This is a genomic window from Blattabacterium cuenoti, assembly GCF_014251555.1.
Taxonomy (GTDB): domain Bacteria; phylum Bacteroidota; class Bacteroidia; order Flavobacteriales; family Blattabacteriaceae; genus Blattabacterium; species Blattabacterium cuenoti_P.
Map to the genome: position 1 here is coordinate 425,422 of NZ_CP059190.1, position 18,254 is coordinate 443,675.

At 26.5% G+C, this 18,254-nt stretch carries 18 protein-coding genes and 1 other RNA gene; 6 read left to right on the forward strand and 13 right to left on the reverse strand.

The genetic code is table 11. From position 1 onward, the window contains the following. Positions 1 to 62: 62 nt before the first annotated feature. From H0H68_RS02095 to rsfS, 3 genes are all read right to left on the reverse strand, one after another. Complete coding sequence (locus H0H68_RS02095; protein ID WP_185853164.1) at positions 63 to 881, reverse strand: phosphatidate cytidylyltransferase; 819 nt, start codon at positions 879 to 881, stop codon at positions 63 to 65. 74 nt (positions 882 to 955) lie between these two features. Next, positions 956 to 2,890: an ATP-dependent zinc metalloprotease FtsH gene (gene ftsH / locus H0H68_RS02100; RefSeq protein WP_185853165.1), complete on the reverse strand. Its 1,935-nt coding sequence runs from the start codon at positions 2,888 to 2,890 to the stop codon at positions 956 to 958. A 51-nt stretch (positions 2,891 to 2,941) separates the two neighbouring features. Beyond that, entirely contained in the window at positions 2,942 to 3,259 is a 318-nt protein-coding gene (gene rsfS, locus H0H68_RS02105; protein ID WP_185853166.1) for a ribosome silencing factor, read from the reverse strand. 223 nt (positions 3,260 to 3,482) lie between these two features. Here rsfS and H0H68_RS02110 point away from each other — a divergent pair, with 223 nt between their 5' ends. Then, entirely contained in the window at positions 3,483 to 4,118 is a 636-nt protein-coding gene (locus H0H68_RS02110) for a biotin--[acetyl-CoA-carboxylase] ligase (protein ID WP_238783936.1), read from the forward strand. A 12-nt stretch (positions 4,119 to 4,130) separates the two neighbouring features. Here the strand turns inward: H0H68_RS02110 and yidC are convergent, their stop codons facing one another. Beyond that, positions 4,131 to 5,861, reverse strand: a complete 1,731-nt coding sequence (yidC, locus tag H0H68_RS02115; RefSeq protein WP_185853167.1) for a membrane protein insertase YidC — start codon at positions 5,859 to 5,861, stop codon at positions 4,131 to 4,133. Continuing rightward, positions 5,858 to 7,495: a CTP synthase gene (locus tag H0H68_RS02120; RefSeq protein ID WP_185853640.1), complete on the reverse strand. Its 1,638-nt coding sequence runs from the start codon at positions 7,493 to 7,495 to the stop codon at positions 5,858 to 5,860. Before H0H68_RS02120 ends, yidC begins: the two co-directional genes overlap by 4 nt. A 144-nt stretch (positions 7,496 to 7,639) precedes the next feature. Here H0H68_RS02120 and ffs point away from each other — a divergent pair. Both ffs and clpX read left to right on the forward strand, forming a co-directional pair. Further along, positions 7,640 to 7,740: signal recognition particle sRNA small type (ffs, locus tag H0H68_RS02125), an RNA gene on the forward strand. Between the two features lie 26 nt (positions 7,741 to 7,766). Then, on the forward strand, positions 7,767 to 8,981 hold the full coding sequence (clpX, locus tag H0H68_RS02130; RefSeq protein ID WP_185853168.1) for an ATP-dependent Clp protease ATP-binding subunit ClpX: 1,215 nt from the start codon (positions 7,767 to 7,769) through the stop codon (positions 8,979 to 8,981). Here clpX and obgE read toward each other — a convergent pair. The 3 genes from obgE to lpdA all read right to left on the reverse strand — a co-directional run bounded on the left by obgE (position 8,975) and on the right by lpdA (position 12,088). Further along, a complete protein-coding gene (gene obgE, locus H0H68_RS02135) occupies positions 8,975 to 9,967 on the reverse strand; it encodes a GTPase ObgE (RefSeq protein WP_185853169.1) in 993 nt (330 codons plus the stop codon). The two genes, clpX and obgE, sit on opposite strands and share 7 nt — an antisense overlap. 4 nt (positions 9,968 to 9,971) lie before the next feature. Then, positions 9,972 to 10,562, reverse strand: coding sequence for an adenylate kinase family protein (locus H0H68_RS02140; RefSeq protein WP_185853170.1), 591 nt, complete (start codon positions 10,560 to 10,562; stop codon positions 9,972 to 9,974). Positions 10,563 to 10,696: 134 nt separating this feature from the next. Further along, positions 10,697 to 12,088 carry a dihydrolipoyl dehydrogenase gene (lpdA, locus tag H0H68_RS02145; RefSeq protein ID WP_185853171.1) on the reverse strand — a complete coding sequence of 464 codons (1,392 nt, stop codon included), beginning with the start codon at positions 12,086 to 12,088 and terminating at the stop codon, positions 10,697 to 10,699. Positions 12,089 to 12,219: 131 nt separating this feature from the next. Here lpdA and fsa point away from each other — a divergent pair, with 131 nt between their 5' ends. Continuing rightward, positions 12,220 to 12,882 carry a fructose-6-phosphate aldolase gene (fsa, locus tag H0H68_RS02150; RefSeq protein ID WP_185853172.1) on the forward strand — a complete coding sequence of 221 codons (663 nt, stop codon included), beginning with the start codon at positions 12,220 to 12,222 and terminating at the stop codon, positions 12,880 to 12,882. Here fsa and H0H68_RS02155 read toward each other — a convergent pair. From H0H68_RS02155 to H0H68_RS02175, 5 genes are all read right to left on the reverse strand, one after another. After that, positions 12,879 to 13,193, reverse strand: a complete 315-nt coding sequence (locus H0H68_RS02155; protein ID WP_185853173.1) for a hypothetical protein — start codon at positions 13,191 to 13,193, stop codon at positions 12,879 to 12,881. The two genes, fsa and H0H68_RS02155, sit on opposite strands and share 4 nt — an antisense overlap. Next, a complete protein-coding gene (locus H0H68_RS02160) occupies positions 13,190 to 13,732 on the reverse strand; it encodes an outer membrane protein assembly factor BamD (RefSeq protein WP_185853174.1) in 543 nt (180 codons plus the stop codon). Before H0H68_RS02160 ends, H0H68_RS02155 begins: the two co-directional genes overlap by 4 nt. A gap of 5 nt (positions 13,733 to 13,737) precedes the next feature. Beyond that, positions 13,738 to 14,232 carry a ferritin gene (locus H0H68_RS02165; RefSeq protein WP_185853175.1) on the reverse strand — a complete coding sequence of 165 codons (495 nt, stop codon included), beginning with the start codon at positions 14,230 to 14,232 and terminating at the stop codon, positions 13,738 to 13,740. 11 nt (positions 14,233 to 14,243) lie between these two features. After that, positions 14,244 to 15,128, reverse strand: coding sequence for a 4-hydroxy-tetrahydrodipicolinate synthase (gene dapA, locus H0H68_RS02170; protein WP_185853176.1), 885 nt, complete (start codon positions 15,126 to 15,128; stop codon positions 14,244 to 14,246). Positions 15,129 to 15,234: 106 nt separating this feature from the next. Beyond that, entirely contained in the window at positions 15,235 to 15,507 is a 273-nt protein-coding gene (locus H0H68_RS02175; protein ID WP_012840746.1) for an RNA recognition motif domain-containing protein, read from the reverse strand. 175 nt (positions 15,508 to 15,682) lie between these two features. Here H0H68_RS02175 and pncB point away from each other — a divergent pair, with 175 nt between their 5' ends. Both pncB and miaB read left to right on the forward strand, forming a co-directional pair. Next, positions 15,683 to 16,855: a nicotinate phosphoribosyltransferase gene (gene pncB / locus H0H68_RS02180; RefSeq protein ID WP_185853177.1), complete on the forward strand. Its 1,173-nt coding sequence runs from the start codon at positions 15,683 to 15,685 to the stop codon at positions 16,853 to 16,855. Positions 16,856 to 16,902: 47 nt separating this feature from the next. Then, positions 16,903 to 18,252 (forward strand): tRNA (N6-isopentenyl adenosine(37)-C2)-methylthiotransferase MiaB, encoded by a 1,350-nt coding sequence (gene miaB, locus H0H68_RS02185; RefSeq protein ID WP_185853178.1) that lies wholly within the window; start codon positions 16,903 to 16,905, stop codon positions 18,250 to 18,252. Positions 18,253 to 18,254: the final 2 nt, after the last annotated feature.

Consider the following 18,254-nt stretch of genomic DNA (forward strand, 5'->3'; position numbering starts at 1 on the left):
ATTGTTATAAAAGCATAAACTAAAAATAAAACTCCTTCTTTATGAATCATATTAAGATTCTTTTAAAATAGATAGACTACACTAATAACTATTGTAGCTATAATTGGAATAACAAAAATAAAACTATCCAACCTATCTAAAAATCCACCATGTCCAGGAAACCAAATTCCAGAATTTTTTACGTTATAAGATCTTTTAATAGTAGATTCTACAAGGTCTCCAATTGTAGAAAAAATAGGGACCATAAAAGCTAGAACGCCCCAATATTTTTCACCCCATATTTTATACAGAAAAAAACCCAATATTAAACAAAATAATAAGCCTCCAATAAAACCTTCTACAGATTTTTTTGGAGAAATAGACATAGCTATTTTTCTCTTTCCCCATTTTCTTCCAATTAAATAGGATAAAGTGTCATTTGTCCATATTAAAATAAAAATACCTAAAATCAATTCTTTCCCATGATAAATGTTACTATATATGTAAGAAGCTAAATAAAAAGGAATTATAATATAGACAAAACCAAAAATTAAATGACTGACTTGTGTTATTTTTTCTCGATGAGAATATTTTTTAGAGAAGAGTTGAATAATGAAAAAAATTATAGAATAAGGAATGAAACATATGATATATGGAATAAGTCCTTTTTTTGTGAAAATATCCATTAAAATGGGAAATAAAAAAAACAAAGAAGCTACTTTAATTAAAATTATATCAGTTCCTGATATAATCAAAAATTCGAATAAACAAAGAAAAGATAATATCATCATTACGATTCTGAAAATCTTTTCTCCTTTTTCAATAGAAAAAATAATCAAAACAACATAAACAAAACCGGTGAAGAGTCTTATTAGAAAGTCTAAGTCTTTCTTTCTTTTCATTCATTAAGTTTTTTTATAATGATAATAATCAATTAAGAGTAGTAAACATTTTTCCTAATATACCTCCAATTTCATCAGGATGAGGAAATATTGCCTAATATATCTCCAATTTCATCAGGATAAGGTCTCTCACCAAATATTTTTTTCAAATCTTCTCTAAAGATAACTTCTTTTTCCAAGAGTTCATTAGCTAACATAGATAATTTTTTTTCATTATTTTTCAATATTTTTTTAGCTCTTTGATATTGTTCCGTTATAATTTTCGATATTTCTTCATCTATAATCTGAGCTGTTTTTTCACTATAAGGTTTAGAAAAAGAAAATTCATTTTGTCCTGTAGAATCATAATAAGAAATATTTCCAATTCTTTCATTTAAACCGAAAATAGCTACCATAGATTGCGCTTGCTTAGTCACTCTTTCCAAATCATTTAACGCTCCGGTAGATATACTACTGAAAATGATTTCTTCTGCTGATCTTCCTGCTAATAAGGCACAAATTTCATCTTTCATTTGTTCTGGAGTAGTCAATTGTCTTTCTTCTGGAAGATACCATGCAGATCCCAAAGATCTTCCTCTTGGAACTATGGTCACCTTGACTAAAGGTGCCGCGTGTTCCAGCAACCAACTTATTGTAGCATGTCCAGCTTCATGATAGGCTATTCGTTTTTTTTCATTTGGTTTGATAATCTTATTCTTTTTTTCTAAACCTCCTATAATACGATCTATCGCATCTAGAAAATCTTGATTTTCTATTCTAGATCTATCTTTTCTTGCTGCAATAAGTGCAGATTCGTTACAAACATTTGCTATATCTGCACCACTAAAACCTGGAGTTTGCCTAGCTAAAAAATCTGTATCCACATTATTAGATAATACTAATCTTTGGAGATGAACTTTAAATATTTCTTTCCTTTCATTTAATTCAGGAGGATCAACTAATATAGTCCGATCAAAACGACCAGGACGAAGCAATGCTTTGTCCAAAATATCTGATCTATTTGTTGCTGCCAATACAATTACATTGGTATGAGTTCCAAACCCATCCATTTCTGTTAACAATTGATTCAAAGTATTTTCTCTTTCATCATTCGATCCAGCTATACTGCTTTTTCCTCTAGCTCTTCCTATAGCATCAATTTCATCAATAAATATTATACATGGAGATTTCTCTTTAGCTTTCTCAAACAAATCTCTTACTCGAGAAGCCCCTACTCCTACGAACATTTCTACAAAATCTGAACCTGATAAAGAAAAAAATGGAACTTTAGCTTCTCCAGCTACTGCTTTTGCTAGCAAAGTTTTTCCTGTACCTGGAGGACCTATTAATAAAGCCCCTTTAGGTATTTTTCCTCCAAGTTTAGTATATTTTTGAGGACTTTTTAAAAATTCTACTATTTCTTGAACTTCTTCTTTTGCTCCTTCTAATCCTGCTACATCTTTAAATGTAATTTTTACATTATCATTTTCATCAAATAATCTAGCTCTAGATTTTCCTATATTAAATATTTGACCTCCGGGGCCTCCTCCTGTAGAACCTATTTTTCTAAAAAGAAAAACCCAAAAAATTACTAATAATATGAAAAATATGCCATAATCAAAGAAAAATTTAGTTATTGTATATTCTTGTTGATTTTTAAAATCAATAATGGTATTCAGATTATACTTTTTTTTATATTCTTCAAATTTTTTCTGAAAAAATTGCAAATCTCCTATTTCAAACTCGTACTGTAACAGTTCCGTAATAAACCTTTTTTCATTCTCATTTTTAGTAGGAGTAGTAATTCTTGTTCCATTAACTTTTTTTAAATAAACATGTACTATTTCTCTATGTTTAATTATAATCTTTTGAACATTCCCTTTTGATAAAATATCAAAAAAAGTATCCTGATCTATTTTTCTAGGATACGAAAAAGAAGATTTAAAAAAAAATATTCCAATAAATATAGCAAATATGACTGCATATACCCAAAAAAAATTATTTTTGCCTTTGGCTTTTTTATCTATCATATAGGTGTTTTCTTCATTATTTAATTTAAATAAAAACCAAATTTTCTGTTATTAGTTTTGATTCCAAAGACTTTCTATATCATAATGCAATCTTACTTCTTTTTGAAAAACATGGACTACAATAGAAATATAATCTACCAATACCCACTCTCTCATTTTTAATCCTTCTATATGCCAAGGTTTTTTCTGTAATTGTTTAATTGTAGTTCTTTCTATAGATTGTGAAATGGCATAAACTTGATTATGAGAATTACCGTTACAAATGACAAAATAATCACAAATAAAATTTTCTCTATTTTTCAAGTTTATAATAGATATATTTTTTCCTTTAACCATTTGAATCCCTTCTATGATTTTTTTTAGCAACAAAACGAAAATTGTTTTTTAATTAAATTTATAAGTATTTCTTTTTTTAAATTTCAAAAAACAAAAATAAGGTTTTCACTTTAAAGAAGTTAAATTTTCCAATATAAAACATTTTGAAAAAACTTATTTGGCCTATAAATTTAGTTCTATTACAAGAAGTTAATTCTACAAATCAATATGCAAGGAAATATAGTTATAAAAAAAAAATTGGATAATTATCTGGTCCATGAATCAAACTAAAGGAATAGGAGTGAGTAATAATTTATGGTACACGGAAAAAGGTAAAAACTTAACTTTCAGTATCATTTTTAGACCTATCAATTCTTTTCCAGTCAATAAAAAATACATGATCAATGTTATCACAAGCAATGCTATTCATAAAACTTTATTAAAAATAATAAAAAAAAATTTTTGGATTAAATGGCCTAACGATATTATTTCATGCAGTAAAAAAATAGGAGGTATTTTAATAGAAAATAGTATTTTTCTAAAAAAAATTCATACTTCTATTATTGGAATCGGTTTAAATGTTCATCAAACAAAGTTTGAAAAAGAATGGAATGCTTCTTCTTTGAAGAAAATTTTTAATATGAATTTTGAATTAGACCATCTTTTTTATAACATTATATATTCTATTCAAAAAGAATATTCTCTTTTTATGATTCACGGAGAAAATTTTGTACGAGAATATTATATCAATCATCTTTATTTGAAAGATAAAATTTCTCTTTTTTATATTTACAAAATAAATAATTTTGTTAAAGGAACAATACGATCTATAACAGATGAAGGTTTTCTAATCATTGAATTCAACAATAAATTTTATTCTTTCTGTCAAAAAGAAATCAAATTTATTGAATAATTTTTTTTTCTATTATTGAATTGTTTTTTGACTATGTTTTATCAGTTTTTTCTCTTGAATTTTCATAAGAATTTTCTTCTCATTCAACATAAATTCCTTGATAAAAAAGAAAAAACCAATATTGATCATATTAGAAGTAAAATAATACAGAGATAATGCAGAAGCGTAACTATTTATAAATAATAACATAATAATAGGCATCAAATACAATATGAAATTCATATCGGGAATAGAACTATTTTCATCTTGAGAAAAGTCTTTTTTCCCATTATTACTTAATTTTGTGTAAACTAGTAATGCGAATGAATATAATAAAGTGAGCAAACTCACATGATTTCCGTAAAAAGGAATAAAAAAAGGCAATTCAAGAATTGAATCATATGAAGTAAGATCTTCTACCCATAAAAAAGATTTTCCTCTCAAATTAATTATAGTAGGAAAAAATTTAAATAATGAGTAAAAAATAGGAATTTGAAATAATGTAGAAAGACATCCAGACATTGGATTAATGCCTACTTTACTATACAATTCCATCATAACTCTTTGTTTCTTAAAAGCATCTTCATTATTTTTATATCTATTGTTTAATTCTTCTATTTCCGGACGAATTAATTTCATTATAGCGCTTAATTTATATTGTTTGTAAGTAATTGGAGATAATATAAGTTTTACGACTATGGTCATCAAAATAATAATAACACCATAATTTAAATTTGTTTTTTCCAGAAATTGAAAAATTATCAGAAAAAAATATTTATTAATCCACTTTAAAAAACCCCATCCAAATGGAATAATATTTTCAAATCCGTTTTTATATTCTTTTAATAAATTAAAATCTAAAGGACCAAAATAGAAACGAAAAGAAAAGTGAAATTCTTCATTTTTTTTCGTATTTATAAATGTTTTGAATTGAATTTTCTTTAGAAAACTTCCTGAAGAAAAATTTTCTGATTGGACAAAAGTGTTTTTAAATATTTTTTCCGGAATGAATATAGAAGCAAAAAATTGTTGTTTATAAGCAATCCAATTTATGTTAGATATATTTTTTTCTTCTGTCTTTTTTTCGGATAAATATTTTACAGATGCTGAATTTTTATTAAAAACAGAATAATAAGCTTGAGTATAAGAATTTTCCCAATTTCTATCCTTTTCCAGAGATAAAATTTTTTGCTCTAAATTGATAGAAACTAATTTTCTAAAAGGATAAAAATTTGTTGTCCGTACGGAAAAACCAATATCATATTGATTTTCTATTCCAATTGTATATATATAATCTAAAAATCCTTTCCCATAAGGATTTTTAGCTCTCATTATAAGAATTTTAATTCCTTTTTTTTGGTTTTTCAATGAAAAAGGTTGAAAAAATAAATTTTTTGTATCAATATTTAATCCTTCTTTGTTAGAAAAGGACATTTTGTATAAAAAACTAGAATTTTTTACTAAATAAAGATTTCTTGCATGATATGACAATGAAGTATCATATGATTTATATTTTTTTAAAAAGACTTCACTTATTATTCCACCTACATTAGATATTTTTAGTCTTAAAACATTATTTTCCAATAAAAAAAAATTATTTTTTTCTTTTTTTTTCTTTTCAAAAAGAAGAACTTTTTTCCGATCAAAAAATTTTTTATTTACTTTGTATTCTTTTTCTTTATTAAAATACGTGAAAATCGTTAAAATCAACAATATAAGAAATAGTCCTATCATAGAACTATAATCTAAATTTTTATCCTTCATATATAAGAAGAATTCTGATAATCAAAAAATTTATAATTTTTGGAAACTTTTACAAAATTTGTGAACAAAGGATGTGGATTAGTTACTGTACTCTGATATTCTGGATGATATTGAACTCCCAAGAAAAAAATATGATTTTCTAACTCAATTGCTTCTACTAAACCTGTATCTGGATTGATACCGACAGCTTTCATACCAGCATTAGAAAAATATTCTAAGTAATTATTATTAAATTCATATCTATGACGATGTCTTTCTAAAACCTCTTTTTTTCCTCTATAAATAGAAAATATTTTAGACCCTTCTACAAGGGAACATTTCCAGTTTCCTAAACGCATAGTTCCTCCTTTGTGAGTTTGTTTTTTTTGTTTCTCCATTAAACAGATTACTGGATGAGAAGTATATGGATTTGTTTCGTAACTTTCTGCTTTTTCTAAACCTAAAACATTTCTAGCAAATTCTATTACAGCAATTTGCATTCCTAAACAGATCCCAAAAAATGGAATTTTGTTCTCTCTTGCATACTTTGCTGCAAGAATTTTTCCTTCTATTCCTCTATTTCCAAATCCTGGAGCAACTAAAATTCCTGAAATTCCCTTAAAATATTTTTTTATGTTTTTTTCTTTTATCATTTCCGAATAAATCCATTTTATATTAACGTAAGTTTCATTTTCCGTTCCTGCATGAATTAATGCTTCAGTGATTGATTTATAAGAATCATGTAAAGAAACATATTTTCCAACTAATGCTATTTTAGTTTCATATTTTGGATTTTTATATTTTTTTATAAAAATTTTCCATTTTTTTAAATTAGGAGAAATAACAGTAGATAAATTTAAATGATTTAATACAACCTTATCGAAATTTTGAAAATGCAATAAACAAGGAATCTCGTATATGATTTTAGTATCAATTGATTCTATAACATGTTTCTGCTTTACATTGCAAAACAAAGCTAATTTTTCTCTAATTTCTTTAGATATATGTTTTTCTGTTCTACAGACAATAATATCTGCTTGTATTCCATTTTCCATTAAATTACGAACAGAGTGTTGTGTTGGTTTCGTTTTGATTTCTCCAGTAACTGCAATATGTGGTAGTAATGTTAAATGAATTACTAATCCATTGAATTTTCCTAATTCCCACTTTAATTGACGGACTGATTCAATATATGGCAAACTTTCTATATCCCCCACTGTTCCTCCTATTTCAGTAATAATAATATCGTAACTATTTGATTCTCCTAGTATTTTAATACGTCTTTTAATTTCATTTGTAATGTGAGGAATGACCTGCACTGTTTTTCCCAAGTAATTTCCTTTTCTTTCGTTATCTATAACTGTTTTATATATCAATCCAGATGTAACATTATTTTCTTTGGTAGTGGGTTGGTTTAAAAATCGCTCATAATGTCCTAAATCCAAATCTGTTTCTGCTCCATCTTTAGTAACAAAACACTCTCCATGTTCATAAGGGTTTAAAGTTCCTGGATCTATATTGAAATAAGGATCAAGTTTCAAAATTGAAACTTTATACCCTCTAGCTTTCAATAGCAGACCTAATGAAGCGGAAACGATTCCTTTCCCCAAAGAAGAGGAGACTCCTCCTGTAACAAAAATATATTTTGCTTCCATCATAAAAATAAAAATGAAATAATATGAATAAGTTTTAATTATGATATGAATCAATAATCACGAAAAATTTTTATTTCACAGAATGTGAATTTTCATTTAGAAAAATGAGAATTTATGATTTTTTTTTTATATTTACCAAATTTGGAGCAAGTTCTACACAATCAGCTCCCTATGAATCCTCCAGGGTGGGAACACAGCAAAGGTAATAAGGTTGTAGCGATGTGATGTAGTTAAGCTTGCTCCATATATATGGAAGATGGAATAAAAATTTATGGAAGACTCATTGACATGTAATTTTTGTGGAAGAAAAAAAAATGATATTACTTTTCTTGTATCGGGTATCAGCGGACATATCTGTAATTTTTGTATAGAAAAAACTTATTCCATAATTCATAGAAAATTTTGGTCTAAAAATATTGAAAAAAAAAAAAATGAATCTGCACAGATACAAATAAAAAAACCTAAAGAAATCAAATCTTTTTTAGATAAGTATGTAGTAGGACAAAATGAAGCCAAAAAAATTATTTCCGTTGCTGTATACAATCATTATAAAAGAATACATCAGAGTAATTCAGAAAATCAAGATGTAGAAATAGAAAAATCCAATATATTATTAATTGGAAATACCGGAACAGGAAAAACTTTACTAGCGAAAAGTATATCAAAACTTTTGAAAGTTCCTTTTGCTATAGCAGATGCTACTACTTTAACTGAAGCTGGATATGTGGGAGAGGATGTAGAATCCATTTTGACAAGATTATTACAGTCAGTTAATTATGATATAAGTTATGCTGAAAAAGGAATTATTTTTCTAGATGAAATAGATAAAATATCCAGAAAAAGCAATAATCCTTCTATTACTAGAGATGTTTCTGGAGAAGGAGTACAACAAGCATTACTTAAAATATTAGAAGGATCAGTGATCAATGTCCCTCCACAAGGAGGAAGAAAACATCCAGACCAAAAAATGATACAAATCAATACTGAAAACATATTATTTATAGCTGGAGGAACATTTGATGGCATAGAAAAAATTGTTTCTGATAGAATAAAACAAATTTCTATAGGTTTTTTAACTCAAGAAAAAAGAGAAAAAAATAATGATAAAAATTATCTAAAAAATATTATTGCTGCAGATTTAAAACATTTTGGATTAATACCAGAACTGGTAGGTCGATTTCCTGTCACCACTTATTTAAATCCATTGAATAAAAAAATGTTGAAAAAAATTCTGTTGACTCCCAAAAACTCTTTAATCAAACAGTATCAAAAATTATTTAATATGGATAATATATCTATGAATATAACAGATGAAGCTTTGGATATCATAGTAGATAAAACTTTTCAACTTGGTATTGGAGCAAGAGGGTTACGGACTTTTTGTGAGAAAATATTTTTGGATTATATGTATGATATAGAAAATATTCATTCCGTTTTGAATATAGATAAAGACATTGTAATGAAAAAATTAAATTATTATCAATGAATACTTTTAATTAATTTCCACAATTTTTTTTTCAATTCTATTAATCCTTCTTTTGTAAAAGAAGAAATAAAAATAATATCTTCTTTTAAAGTTAAAAATATTTCTCTTATTTTGTCTTTTTTTTTATCATCAATTAAATCCGATTTAGAAATTGCTAACAAACGTTTTTTATTTAAAAAATTTGAGTTAAATTTATTGAGTTCGTTTAACAAAATTAAATACTCTTGTCTTTTATTTTTTGTTTCTGAAGAAATTAAAAACAACAAAACAGAATTTCGTTCTGCATGTCTAAGAAAATGATGACCCAAACCTTTTCCTTCAGATGCATTTTCTATAATACCAGGAATATCTGCAACTAAAAAAGAATCAAAATTCATCTTGACTACCCCTAAATGGGGGACCTTAGTAGTAAAAGAAAAATCACCTATTTTAGGTTTTGCTCTTGTAATCATAGAAAGTAAAGTTGATTTTCCAGTGTTTGGAAATCCTATTAATCCTACATCTGCTAAGATTTTCAACTCCAAAAAAATCCAATAACCTTTTGTTTTTATGCCTGGTTGAGCATGATAAGGAGATTGATTTATTGAATTTTTAAAAAAATAATTCCCTTTTCCTCCTTTTCCTCCTTCAAACAGAATTTTTTTCTCACAGTTTCTAGTTATTTCTGTTATTATATTTTTTTTTTCATCTTTTACCACAGTTCCGATAGGAACTTCTATTAATAGATCTTTTCCATTGGATCCAGTGATATTATTCACTTTTCCAGGTGATCCTGATTTTGCGATCCAATGTTTATTATATTTTAAATGAAAAAAAGTATGAAGATGAGAATTTCCTTGAATAAGGATATTGCCACCTTTTCCCCCTGTTCCTCCGTCGGGGCCTCCTCTAGCTATATGTTTATCTCTATAAAAATGAATACATCCAGACCCACCATCTCCACTTTTACAGTAAATTTTTATAAAATCAACAAAACAATTTTTCATTGAGTTAATTTTTTTTTAACAAATTTTTTATTTCTTTTTCTATGAAAACAGAAATTTTTTCTACAGATAGAGAAGCATTTAATTTAATTATATTATTTTTCCATTTAGGATCACTATTCCAAATCAAAGCAGTTTCTTTGTTATATTCTTCTATTCTTTTTTTAACCGTTTTAATATTTGTATCATCATTACGATGACTAGTTTTTCCTCTTTTTAATAATCTATCTATTATCAAATTTTTTTGAATAGAAAAATAGAAAATTATATTTATTGTTCCCAAAACAAATTTTTTTAAAGTTTTTTCTAAAGAAAGAATTTGATTTCTTGTTCTAGGATATCCATCGTAAATAATTCCTTTGGCACAAAAATGTTTTTGAATTTCTATGTTTAACATATTTGTAGTCATCATATCAGGAACCAATATTCCTTTATTGATATAAAAACTAGCAAGTTTTCCCAAATTTGTTTTTCTCTTCATGTGATTTCTGAATATCATCCCAGTAGATAAGTGGGATAAGCCAAATTTGGCTGCAATAATTTTAGCTTGAGTTCCTTTTCCACATCCCGGTGGTCCAAACAATATTATGTGTATCATCAAACAATCAAATTATGAATCTTATGCAAAGAAAGAGTAGATGTAAATAAGGTAATTTTTGATTAGTATACAATAAAATAAATGTGAAGCGATTGTAGAAATACAAGGACAGAAGCGATGTAATAAAAAATAGTTTATAAATGAATAGCTCTACCATAAGCGTTAGCTACAGATTCTAAAATAGATTCGCTCAATGAAGGATGAGGATGTATACTTCCTATAATTTCATAACTGGTTGCTTCTAATTTTCTTGCAACGACTACTTCTGAAATTAAATCTGTTACATTATTTCCAATCATATGACACCCTAACCATTCATCATATTTAGCATCAAAAATTACTTTAACAAAACCATCAGTATTTTCATCTGCTCTTGCTCTTCCAAGAGCACTAAATGGAAATTTAGCTACTTTAATCTGAAATCCTTTTTCTTTGGATTCTTTTTCAGTATATCCTACTGAAGCTATCTCAGGAAAAGAATAAACACATTTTGGAACATTGTTATAATCTATTTTTTGACAATTTAATCCTTTTATATTTTCAATACAGTTGATTGCCTCATGTGAGGCTACATGAGCTAAAGATGGAGTTTTAATGACATCTCCAATTGCATAATATCCATCTATGTTTGTACGATAATTTTCATCTACAATGATAAATCCTTTCTCAATTTGAATTCCTATTTCTTCCAATCCAATATGTTTGATATTAGGTATGATTCCAATAGCGTAAAGAACTATATCCGCTTCTAAAACAATATTTTCTACAGAAGATTTAATTTCCAAAATTATTCCATTTTTAGAAGAAGTTATCTTTCTTATAGAAGAAGATGTATAACTTTTAATTCCCATTTTTTCAAAGGAAGATTTCAAATGATCAGATATTTCATCATCTCCATTTGGAAAAAGTTTTGTACAAATTTCTATAATGGTAACATGTGTTCCCATAGAATGATAAAAATAAGCAAATTCTAATCCTATAGAACCAGACCCTATAATGATCATTCTTCTTGGTAAAGAAGATAAAGAAAGAGCTTCTTTATATGTTATAACTTTTTTACCATCATATTGAAATTTATCTTCAATTTTAGGAATTGCACCAGTAGAAATAATAATATGCGAAGCAGAGTATTCTCCTACATTTTTTTCATCTTGAAAAATTTCAATTTTTTTTTCTTTTTTTAATATTGCATTTCCATGAATAACATGAATTCCATTTTTCTTCATTAAAAATGAAATTCCTTTTCTCATCTTTTCTACTACATTTCTACTTTTATCAATAATTTGAGAATAATCTATTTTGATTTGATCATTTTTTATTCCAAAAAGTTTTCCATTTTTTCTTATGGATTGCAGAATTTTTGCACTGTTCAAAAGAGATTTAGTAGGAATACATCCCCAATTTAAACAAACACCTCCAATAGATTCTTTTTCAATCAGAGCTGTTTTCATTCCAAGTTGCGCTGAACGTATGGAAGCTACATAACCTCCTGGTCCACTTCCTAAAATAATAACATCAAAATGCATAGACTAATATGTATGTGTGAAACGATATTTCATAAATTTACAGATTTTTCTACTCAAAAATTTGTTCACAACAGAAAAACAATAAAATTCGTTTTTAAAAAATATTTTAAATTTGTATTCAAAATGAGATTATGAAATTTTTTGTAGACACAGCGAGTTTAAAAGAAATTAATGAAGCAAGATCACTTGGTATATTAGATGGAGTGACAACAAATCCATCCTTAATTTCCAAGGAATCTGTTTCTAGTCAAAAAGAAATTCAGGATCATTATATATCTATATGTAATCTTCTTAAAGATGAAGAAGATGTTAGTGCAGAAGTTATTAGTACTAATTATATAGAGATGATTCAAGAAGGAGAAAGACTTTCCCTTCTACATCCAAGAATTGTTGTAAAAATTCCCATAACTCATGATGGAATCAAAGCGATTAAATATTTTTCTGATAAAAAGATTAAAACTAATTGTACTCTCGTTTTTTCTCCAGGACAAGCTATTTTGGCAGCTAAAGTTGGAGCCAGTTATGTTTCTCCGTTCATAGGAAGAGTAGATGATGTGTCTTATGATGGATTGGATTTGGTACGAGAAATCAAAAACATATATGATAACTACCATTTTAATACAAAGATTTTGGCAGCATCTATACGCCATCCATTGCATATCATAGAATGCTCAAAGATTGGAATATACGCAGTCACTTCTCCTATGAAAGTTATTTATTCTCTCTTGAATCATCCATTGACAAATATAGGTTTGGAAAAATTTTTAATAGATTATAAAAAGAAAATCAATTAAGTTTTTATTCTTTCGTCTAACAAATATTGAATAGAGATAGATGTAACTTTTGGAAGTTTTTCATAAAATCTTGATAGTTCTATTTGTTCTTTATTCTCAAAAATTTCTTCCAAATTATTTTTGTTCATCAGATTAAATTCTTCCAATCTGTTATCCAGATCTACCTTAATATCGTTGCTGATTTTCTGACTTATTTTTTCCAATAAGCATATGGTTTCATATATGTTTTTTCCTGATTTTTCTTCTAATTTTACACGATCTATAGTCTCAGTATTTATTGGAACATGATTAATGTCTCTTAAGAAATTCATAATTTTTTATACAAAACTTTTAATCTTTTTGCATTAGAATAATGAGGGAAACATTTCATATATTCATTATATGATTTCAAAAAATCTTTTTTTCTAGAAAGTTGATATTGAGCTACACATATTTTATACAAAACTTTTTCCTTGAAATGACTTTCTGGAAAATCTCTCATCAAATCTTGAAAATAAATTAAAGAAGCTTGATACCTACGCATCAAAAAATAAGAATCAGCTATGCAATAATTTTTTCTTTCTATTTTCATTAATAAATCGTTAATCAATCTATAAGCTTCCTCGATTTTTGAACTATCAGGATATTCTCTAATAAATTGATTTAATTTGTTAATTGCATTGTTAGTTTTTGTTTGATCTAAATCAAAATTTAAAGAAGAAAAATAATGACGTTTCCCACTTTCAAATAAACCTTCTTCTCCCGATTCATTTTCTTTCCCTGAAAAAACGAATTTTTTTTCTGAAAAAAGAAAACAACTTTCAAAAAAAGTTATGAATACTCCTATCAAACAAATAGTTTTTATATTCACAATTTTTATTGTTTATGAAAATTTTTTATGTCTTTATCAAATAAATACAATCCTCCTTTATCTTCCTCCACTAGTTCAATCTTATCTAAAATCATTTTACTTAAAGTTTCTTCTTCTATCTGTTCTTCAACATACCATTGCAAAAAATTGTATGTAAAATAATCTTTTTCTTGTAAAGATAATTCTACTAAAAGATTGATCTCATTAGAAATTTTCTTTTCATGTTCAAATAATATTTGAAATAATTCTTTCAAAGATCCATATGTTATTTTTCTAATAAAAATGTTATCCAAAACAGCATGACCTCCTCTCTTATTAATATATCTTATCAATTTTAACATATGCATTCTTTCTTCATGTGAATGATCATATAAAAATTCGCATATTCCTTCAAAACCTTTTTTTTCTACCCAAGAAGCCATAGATAAATACAATTGAGAGGATTCTGATTCTCTATTTAATTGTTTTGTTAATCCTATTTGTATTTTTTCGCTAAGCATAATATCAATTTCTATGAGTTGATTTGTTTCAATAAATTTAGCATTTTCTTTTTTAAAGAAGGACTCCCAATTAACAAAGGTAATCTAACATATGGATTGCATATTCCTATTATGTTTAAAAGAGTCTTAATCCCTGTGGGATTTCCTTCTTCATAAATGAGATCTATCATTTTAATAATTTTATAAAAGATAGAAAAAGCTTTTTCTACTTGATTCTTCCTAGCTAAAGAAACCATTTGAGAAACCTTATCAGGAAAACCTTGGGCAATTACAGAAATAACACTTTCTCCTCCTCCTAATAGGACTGGCAAAGTGATAAAATCATCTCCTGATATCACACTAAAATTTTTTGGTTTTTTTTCAATAATTTTATAAGATTGTAAAACATTTCCAGAAGCTTCTTTTATTCCTATTATATTCTTAAAATTATTAGCTAAACGTAAGACAGTATCTGGCATAACATTAGAACCTGTTCTTTTAGGAACATTATAAACAATTATGTTGGCTTCAGTACAATTCACAATAGATTTAAAATGTTCATATATCCCTTCTTGAGAAGGTCTATTATAATAAGGAGATACTGAAAGAATAGCATAAAAAACTGATAAGTTTTTTATGCTATTTATTTGATTTACAATATCTCTTGTATTGTTCCCCCCCACTCCTAGGATTAAAGGAAGTTGTTTATAATTTGCACTTTGAATGCATTCAACAATATCTTGTTTTTCTTCTTTTTTCAAAGTAGCTGTTTCAGCTGTAGTCCCCAATGCTACCAAATAATCAACTTCATTATCTAAAACATATTTTACTAGTTTTTCAAGTCCATTGAAGTCGATTCTTTCATCCTTTTTAAAAGGAGTAACCAACGCTACACCTGTCCCATATAATTTTTTCATAGATTAGTTTGATATGTGATATTAAATATTGTTGTTATTTCATATTGACATATTGAGATATCATTAATCGTTTTTTTTAAAAAAACAGATGTAAGCGTGTATATGACTAATAATCTTTTCTTGTTCTGGGTCTAGCTGCAGATACAATAATATTTCTTCCCATAAATTCTGTTCCATTTAATTTTTCTATAGCTTGTTTTGCGTTTTCTTCATTAGACATTTCTATAAATCCGAAGCCTTTACTTCTTTTGTTAGATGTAGATTCATCAAAAATTATCTTAGCATGAGTGACCTCCCCTATAGATTCAAAATATTTCTTTAATTCTTGTTCTGTCATATCATAAGATAAATTTCCTACGTATAATTTCGTATTGTCCATATTAAAATTGTTTTAAAAGCAAATTTAGAGAAATATTTTTTCTAAAAAAGAAAAATATACTACTTAAACTCAAACAGATTTACAAATCCTGATTTATTTGTTAAAATAGAAATTTTCCATTTTTTTATCTTAAATTAAAAATTTTTTATGATATGAATTATAAAGAACGCTTTTAATGAGTAATTTTTCTATTATATCATCAATATTGGACAATGATTTTTATAAATTTACAATGCAAAATGCCGTTATTAAATTATTTCCATCGGCAAAAGCTAAGTATGAGTTTATCAATAGAGGAAAACATTCTTTTCCAAAAAATTTTGTTCAAATCTTGAAAGAAAACCTAAATAAAATGGCTTATTTAAAACTTTCAAATGAAGAAAGAATCTATTTGGAAAAATATTGTCCTTACTTAGATTCTTCTTATTTAGACTTTTTAAATAAATATCAATACAATCCAAAGGAAGTAAGTATATATCAGAAGGGAAAAAATATAAAAATGAATATAGAAGGATTATGGAGCAGAACGATATTATGGGAAGTTCCTTTGATGGCTATTATCTCTGAGTTATATTATAAATTGACGGGATCAAAACGGATATCTGATAAAAAAATTATAATTCTAACTAAGGAAAAATTGAAAAAATATAAAAATTTACAAGTTAAAATTGGAGAATATGGAACAAGAAGAAGATATTCTTATCAAGTTCATAAATTGATTTTAGAAATACTCATGGAAGAAGGATCTTCTTTTTTTATGGGAAGTAGTAATGTCCATTTATCTCATATTTTTTCAATTAAACCTATAGGGACCCAAGGACATGAATGGATTATGTTTCATGCGGCAAAATATGGATTCAATATAGCAGATCGTATAGCTATGGAAAATTGGTTAAATATTTATAGTGGAAATTTAGGAATTGCTTTATCTGATACATATACATCTTCAGTTTTTTTTAAGAATTTTAATAAAAAACTTTCTGACTTTTTTCAAGGTATTAGACATGATAGTGGAGATCCTATTTTTTTTGTTCAAGAAGCTATAAAACATTACAAAAAATTTCAAATAAATCCTATCAAAAAAAAAATTATATTTTCGGATAATCTTAATCCATGCAAAGTGGCTTATATTTCTTCTTTTTGCAAAAACAAAATTAATCCTTGTTTTGGAATAGGCACCAATTTTACTAATGATGTAGGCGTTCCTTCTATGAACATTGTAATAAAAATGGTTAGAGCTATTCCAGAAAAAAAGTGGATTTCAGTAGTAAAACTCTCTAATGTAAAAGAAAAATCAACTGGAAAAAAGAACATGATTTTTTTAGCAAAAAAAATTCTTCATTTATGACATAATGTCATTTTATTTTTATCTTTATTTACTAAAAATTACATGTGATGGAAAAAAAGAAAGAAAAATTGAATCAAAGTTTTTACATTGAAAACTATGGGTGCCAAATGAATATCGCCGATAGCGAAATAGTGACTTCTATTTTGTGCAAAGATGGTTTCTTTTTGTCCGAAAATCTAGAGAAAGCAAACATAATATTATTCAATTCTTGTTCTATTCGAGAAAAAGCAGAATTAACTCTAAAAAAAAGATTGGAACAATTACAATTTATCAAAAAAAAGAAGAAAACCTTATTTGGCGTTATAGGATGTTTGTCAAAAAAAGTAAAAGATCTTCTTTTAAAGGAAAAAAAGATAGATTTTTTTGTCAATCCAAATTCTTATAAAGAAATATCTAATTTTATTCGTCATGCTATGATTGGACAAAAGTATTTCTCCTTTAGTTATCAAAAAAACGAAACCTATGCAGATATAAGTCCATTTCTAAAAAAAAACAAAATAACAACTTTTTTAAGTATAACTAGAGGATGTGATAATATGTGTACATTTTGTATAGTCCCTTTTACCAGAGGAAGGGAAAGAAGCAGTAATCCATATTATATCATTGATGAATGTCAACGTTTGTATCAAAATGGATATAAGGAAATTACTCTTTTAGGACAAAATGTTGATTCTTATAGATGGACTCAAGGGTTAATTTCTATAGATTTTTCAGAACTGTTGAATCTTTTAGCTATAGAAATTCCCTTAATGAGAATAAGATTTTCTACATCTAATCCTCATGATATGTCTGATAAAGTACTGAAAGTCATTCATAAACATTCAAATATTTGTAAGCATATTCATTTACCCGTTCAATCTGGAAGCAACAAAATACTGAAATTAATGAACAGGAAATATACACGTGAAAAATATCTTTCTTTAGTTAATAAAATCAGATCCATAATTCCGGAATGTTCTATTTCACATGATATCATGACTGGTTTCTGCAACGAAGAAGAAAAAGATCATAAAGATACCATTGATTTGATGAATAAAATTCAATATAATTACGGTTATATGTTTTCTTATTCTCCTAGACCTGGTACTTATGCATATAGAAAATTTAAAGATAATGTTCCTCAAGATGTGAAAAAAAAACGATTGAAAGAGATTATTGATTTACAAAAAAAACACTCATCATTTAGAATGAAAGAATACTTGGGAAAAGTACAAGAAGTATTAATAGAAGGGGAATCAAAAAAAAATCATCGATATTGGTATGGAAGAAATACACAAAATCTAGTTGTAGTTTTCCCGAAAGAATCCTACAAAATAGGAGGGATTGCATCTGTAAAAATCACAGATGCTACATCTGCAACCTTAATTGGAAAAATTTATAAAGATGTAAAAAAATAAAG

Bases quoted from the DNA above. Each gene is read 5' to 3' on its own strand.
- H0H68_RS02095 (WP_185853164.1), bottom strand. From the start codon at position 881: ATGAAAAGAAAGAAAGACTTAGACTTTCTAATAAGACTCTTCACCGGT.
- ftsH (WP_185853165.1), bottom strand. From the start codon at position 2,890: ATGATAGATAAAAAAGCCAAAGGCAAAAATAATTTTTTTTGGGTATAT.
- H0H68_RS02110 (WP_238783936.1), top strand. From the start codon at position 3,483: ATGAATCAAACTAAAGGAATAGGAGTGAGTAATAATTTATGGTACACG.
- yidC (WP_185853167.1), bottom strand. From the start codon at position 5,861: ATGAAGGATAAAAATTTAGATTATAGTTCTATGATAGGACTATTTCTT.
- H0H68_RS02120 (WP_185853640.1), bottom strand. From the start codon at position 7,495: ATGGAAGCAAAATATATTTTTGTTACAGGAGGAGTCTCCTCTTCTTTG.
- clpX (WP_185853168.1), top strand. From the start codon at position 7,767: ATGGAAGACTCATTGACATGTAATTTTTGTGGAAGAAAAAAAAATGAT.
- obgE (WP_185853169.1), bottom strand. From the start codon at position 9,967: ATGAAAAATTGTTTTGTTGATTTTATAAAAATTTACTGTAAAAGTGGA.
- H0H68_RS02140 (WP_185853170.1), bottom strand. From the start codon at position 10,562: ATGATACACATAATATTGTTTGGACCACCGGGATGTGGAAAAGGAACT.
- lpdA (WP_185853171.1), bottom strand. From the start codon at position 12,088: ATGCATTTTGATGTTATTATTTTAGGAAGTGGACCAGGAGGTTATGTA.
- fsa (WP_185853172.1), top strand. From the start codon at position 12,220: ATGAAATTTTTTGTAGACACAGCGAGTTTAAAAGAAATTAATGAAGCA.
- H0H68_RS02155 (WP_185853173.1), bottom strand. From the start codon at position 13,193: ATGAATTTCTTAAGAGACATTAATCATGTTCCAATAAATACTGAGACT.
- H0H68_RS02165 (WP_185853175.1), bottom strand. From the start codon at position 14,232: ATGCTTAGCGAAAAAATACAAATAGGATTAACAAAACAATTAAATAGA.
- dapA (WP_185853176.1), bottom strand. From the start codon at position 15,128: ATGAAAAAATTATATGGGACAGGTGTAGCGTTGGTTACTCCTTTTAAA.
- H0H68_RS02175 (WP_012840746.1), bottom strand. From the start codon at position 15,507: ATGGACAATACGAAATTATACGTAGGAAATTTATCTTATGATATGACA.
- pncB (WP_185853177.1), top strand. From the start codon at position 15,683: ATGAGTAATTTTTCTATTATATCATCAATATTGGACAATGATTTTTAT.
- miaB (WP_185853178.1), top strand. From the start codon at position 16,903: ATGGAAAAAAAGAAAGAAAAATTGAATCAAAGTTTTTACATTGAAAAC.